The organism is Amycolatopsis kentuckyensis (genome assembly GCF_002155975.1).
Taxonomy (GTDB): Bacteria; Actinomycetota; Actinomycetes; order Mycobacteriales; family Pseudonocardiaceae; genus Amycolatopsis; species Amycolatopsis kentuckyensis.
The window spans coordinates 1-4243 of the sequence record NZ_MUMI01000617.1 but is presented as its reverse complement, the minus strand read 5'-3'; the positions used below and the strand labels follow the sequence as shown (position 1 = coordinate 4243).

The window sequence follows — 4243 nt, the reverse complement described above, 5'->3', positions numbered from 1 at the left end:
AAGGCGCGTGGGCCTTCGCGAACCTCGGCGTACTGCTGGCGCTGGCGCTGGGCTTCCTGGTGACGTTGCTGACGCGGCGGCGGGTCCGCGAACAGGAGGCGGCGTGAAGAGGATCCTGGCGGTCATCGACCTGCAGAACGTGTTCGCCGACCCGGCGAGCCCGTGGTTCACCCCACGCTTCGCCGAGGTGGTCCCCCGAATCCGCCAACTGGTGACGGCGTTCGGCAACGACGTCGTGTTCACCCGGTTCGTCGCGCCTTCCCGCCCGGAAGGAGCGTGGCGCCGGTACTATGAGCAGTGGCCGTTCGCGCTGCAGCCACCGGATTCGCCGCTGTACCAGGTGATCGGCGCATTCGAGCCGACGTCCACAGTGGACGCGACCACGTTCGGCAAGTGGAACGCCCGCATGGCCACCCGAGTCGGCGGCGCAGGCTTGGTGCTCGCGGGCGTCTCAACGGACTGCTGCGTGCTGTCGACGGCACTGGCAGCGGCGGACGCGGGTGTCGCGGTAACCGTGGTGTCCGACGCATGCGCGGGCGCGGACGACGAGAGCCACGCAAAGGCACTGGACATCCTGCGGCTGTACGCCCCGTTGGTGACGGTCGCCACAGTCGAGGAGGTGCTCAGCTAGGCTGGGCTCGGAGATCGCCCGATCGCCGCCGACGCGACGGCCAACGTGTTCGACCTGCTCGAGAGCAGGCGACCGGCTTCAACGACCACCGCAAGCTCCGGCTCCAGCCGATGACCCGCGAGGCGATCACCCAGGTCAGCGGCGGGGGCGAGTGGGAGCTGGGCCGACACGCGGATGGGCCCAGCTTGCCGAGCTACCGAACCTGGAGCACGTCAGGCTGAGAGAAAACCCCGGACCAGATCACCGAGCTGGCTCCTTTACGGCACCTGCCCGAGCTGCTGGGACCCGGCAGCGTGGCCGAGGCGTGGATACCAGCCACTCAAAGTGCAACTGCGCGAAGTAGATTCGAGCCGTGATCGACCACATCAGCATCGCCACCGAGGCCGGTTCCTTCGACGCCATCGCCGCCGGGCCCGAAGACGGGCGGCCCGTGCTGTTGCTGCACGGCTTTCCCGAAGCCGCGGTCGAGTGGGAGCACCAGGTGGCCACGCTCGGGGTGCTCGGGTTCCGGGCCGTCGCGCCGGATCAGCGGGGTTACTCGCCGGATGTGCGGCCGGAGCAGGCCGGGGACTACTCCATCGATCACCTCGTCGGGGACGTCGTCGCGATCGCGGACGCGCTCGGGTGGCCGACTTTCGACCTCGCCGGGCACGACTGGGGTGGGGCCGTTGCCTGGTGGACCGCCGATGCGCACCCCGGACGGCTTCGCAGCCTCGCCGTCGTCTCGACGCCGCACCCCGCCGCGCTCGCCGATGCCATGAAGACCGATGAGGACCAGCACCTGCGTACGCGCTACATGACCGAGTGGCGGCAGACCCGCGTCACCGAACGGCGGATGCTGGAGAACGACGCCCGCGCGCTGCGTGACATGTTCGATCGGCGCGTGTCGCCGACGAAGATCGACGACTACGTGCAGCGGCTGTCCGAGCCGGGCGCGCTCACCGCCGCCCTCAACTGGTACCGGGCCGGGCGGCCGGGCGGGAAGATCGGCAAGATCGCCGTGCCGACGCTGTACATCTGGAGCACCGAGGACGTCTCCTTCGGCTCCACCGCCGCGCTCGACACCGCCAACTGGGTCACCGGGCCCTACCGGTTCGAGATGCTCGAAGACGTCTCGCACTGGGCGCCCGAGGAGGCGCCGGAGGCCGTCACCTCGCTGCTCGTGGAGCACCTTCACGCGCGGTGACAGCGCGTCACCCCGCCGGGCGGACCGCGGGTAACCCACCCGCCTCGCGGTACGACCCGCGGCGGGCCGTCGTGTTCACTGGGGCACGTGGATACCGCGACCGAACCCGAGACCGAGCAGGTCGTCTTCGTCACCGAAGACGGCGTGCCCACCGGCGAGACCGGCCCGAAACTGGCCAGCCACCACGAACACACCCGGTTGCACCTGGCCTTCTCGTGCTACGTCCTGCGGCGCAGCGACAACGCCCTGCTCATCACCCAGCGCGCCCTCCACAAGAAGGTCTGGCCGGGGGTCTGGACCAACAGCGTCTGCGGCCACCCCGCCCCCGGCGAGGCGCTCGAGGACGCCGTCCGGCGCCGCGCGGACTACGAGCTCGGGCTGCCGTCACTGTCCGAGCTGCACTGCGTGCTGCCGAACTACCGCTACCGGACGCCGCCGTTCCAGGGGATCGTCGAGAACGAGTTCTGCCCGGTGTTCGCCGCGTGGGCCGACGCCGAGCCGGCGCCGAACCCGGAAGAGGTCGGCGACTGGCGCTGGGTCGCCTGGTCCGACTACACGGAGCTACTGAACGATGTGACGGCTAATGTGAGTTACTGGGCCAAGGACCAGTACGCACAGCTCAAGGGCATCGAGCCGTTCTCCGGACTCTGAGGCCAACACTCCGGAGAGTCACCATCGCAGTCCCGTTTGAGCGAAATTCATCTTCTTCCGCACCGGTACCTCAAGCGCGGCCGTCCCCTCGACGACAACCAAGGGGTGGTTGAGGTGGGGATGGTCGCCGAGGGCGAAGGCGCGCTGGGGCGGACGGCCGGCCCGCAGCCGCCGGACCTGCTCCGCCTGCACGAGGCCATCGCGAGCCTCTTCGCCACCCAGGGCGACTGGCGGCGCGCCTACCAGCACCTGCGGTCCGCTCTGGACATCGCCCGTGACGGAAGTCTCCGCGACGCGCTGACGTCGAGTTTCAATCGCCGGTACCTCGACGAGCGACTGTACGGACCGTTCACCGACCGCCCGCCGCTGGCGCTGGCGCTGATCGATCTCGACCGCTTCAAGAGCATCAACGACACGTACGGTCACCTCGTCGGCGACCGCGTCCTGCGCCGGGTCGCCGATCTCCTCCAGGAGAACCTCCCGCCGGACGGCTTCTGCGCGCGCTACGGCGGCGAGGAGTTCGTCCTGTGGCTGCCGGGGGTCGACGCCGGGCGGGCGGTGCGCGTCGTCGACGACGCCCGGCTGCGCGTCGCCCGTCATCCCTGGTCAGAACTCCAGCCCGGGCTGCGGGTGACCATCAGCGCCGGCCTGGCGCACGAGGCCGGGACGCCGGCGTCGCCGGAGCACCAGCTGCGCCGCGCGGACGGCTTGCTTTATGCCGCGAAACGCGCGGGCCGCAACAAAGTCGTCTATCACGACGCGCAAACGACACAGTTAATAACACACTCTGAGTAACGCAAAGGCCGCATTACTCCGTCCGCCGACAAGCGGTATCACCCGTTTGTCGACGCACACCGGCCGTTCGTCGACTCAAGGTGAAGAAAATTCCGGGAGGGTGTCGTCACGAACGGGGGGTATCCGTACGATAACGAAAACCGCCGGGGGAACGATCACCTCCTGCGGGGGAAGACGGCCAAATCGAAGTGACCCTTCGATCGCGCGAAAGGAGACCGAGTGCCGGACGAGCTCGACAGCCCGGGAACCGGTCGCCGTCTCGACGGTCCCGCGCGGCCCCGGCCCGGCCGGCGCCGGTCGATGGAGGACCAGGGCGGGATCAGCGTCTCCGACGTCGTCGCCAAGACCACCGGTGCCCGCCCGCTGCCGCCGCGCGAGCAGCAGGACCGCTCCGACCAGCCGGGACGCCGGGTTCGCGCCGCCGAACCACCGGCCCCGCCGCGCTCGTCGCAGGGCCGCGCGCCGAGGCCGGCCCAGGGTCCTGCCGAAGACCCAGTACCCACGGACGCCACTCGTCAACCGCGCACCCCGCGCCCCCGCCAGCCCCGCCGCACGACGGCCGCGGCCCCGCTGCCGGAAGCGCCGCTCCAGCGGCGCCCGCCGGCCGCGAACCCGGGCCCGCAGCAGACGTCGGCGCCGCAGCAGCCGCCCAGGCGCCCTCGCCGCCCGGGGGCCGAGGACGGGGCCGCGCCTCGGCGTGCCCCGCGCCCGGATCCGGCGGCGACTCCGGACAGCCCGGCTCCCCGCCGCGCCGCCGACGGCGCCGCGGGCCGACGCCCGGTGGATGCGGCTCCGCCGCGCTCCGCCGCGGACGGCCCGGCGCCTCGCCGCACGGCGGAAAACCCCGTACCCCGGCGCCCGGCCGACGCGGTCGCACCCATGCGCGCCACGCCGGACAGCCCGGCACCTCGCCGAACCGCCGGCGATGGTCCCGCGGGCCGCCGCCCCGCGGCTCCGGCGGACGCAGCCGCACGCGCGGC

Annotated in this window: 4 protein-coding genes; all 4 read left to right on the top strand. The window is 71.5% G+C overall.

The window, feature by feature from the left end:
• Positions 1-103: 103 nt before the first annotated feature.
• The 4 genes from CCN39_RS43850 (at position 104) to CCN39_RS43835 (ending at position 3263) form a co-directional block, all read left to right on the top strand.
• The gene (locus CCN39_RS43850; RefSeq protein WP_086852621.1) at positions 104-631 is read left to right on the top strand and encodes a cysteine hydrolase family protein; all 528 of its coding nucleotides are present in this window, start codon (positions 104-106) and stop codon (positions 629-631) included.
• 352 nt (positions 632-983) lie between these two features.
• Complete coding sequence (locus CCN39_RS43845; protein ID WP_086852619.1) at positions 984-1817, top strand: alpha/beta fold hydrolase; 834 nt, start codon at positions 984-986, stop codon at positions 1815-1817.
• An 87-nt stretch (positions 1818-1904) separates the two neighbouring features.
• Positions 1905-2468, top strand: coding sequence for an isopentenyl-diphosphate Delta-isomerase (idi, locus tag CCN39_RS43840; RefSeq protein WP_086852618.1), 564 nt, complete (start codon positions 1905-1907; stop codon positions 2466-2468).
• 120 nt (positions 2469-2588) lie between these two features.
• A complete protein-coding gene (locus CCN39_RS43835) occupies positions 2589-3263 on the top strand; it encodes a GGDEF domain-containing protein (RefSeq protein ID WP_086852616.1) in 675 nt (224 codons plus the stop codon).
• The last annotated feature ends 980 nt before the right edge of the window (positions 3264-4243 follow it).

Bases quoted from the DNA above. Each gene is read 5' to 3' on its own strand.
- CCN39_RS43835 (WP_086852616.1), top strand. From the start codon at position 2,589: ATGGTCGCCGAGGGCGAAGGCGCGCTGGGGCGGACGGCCGGCCCGCAG.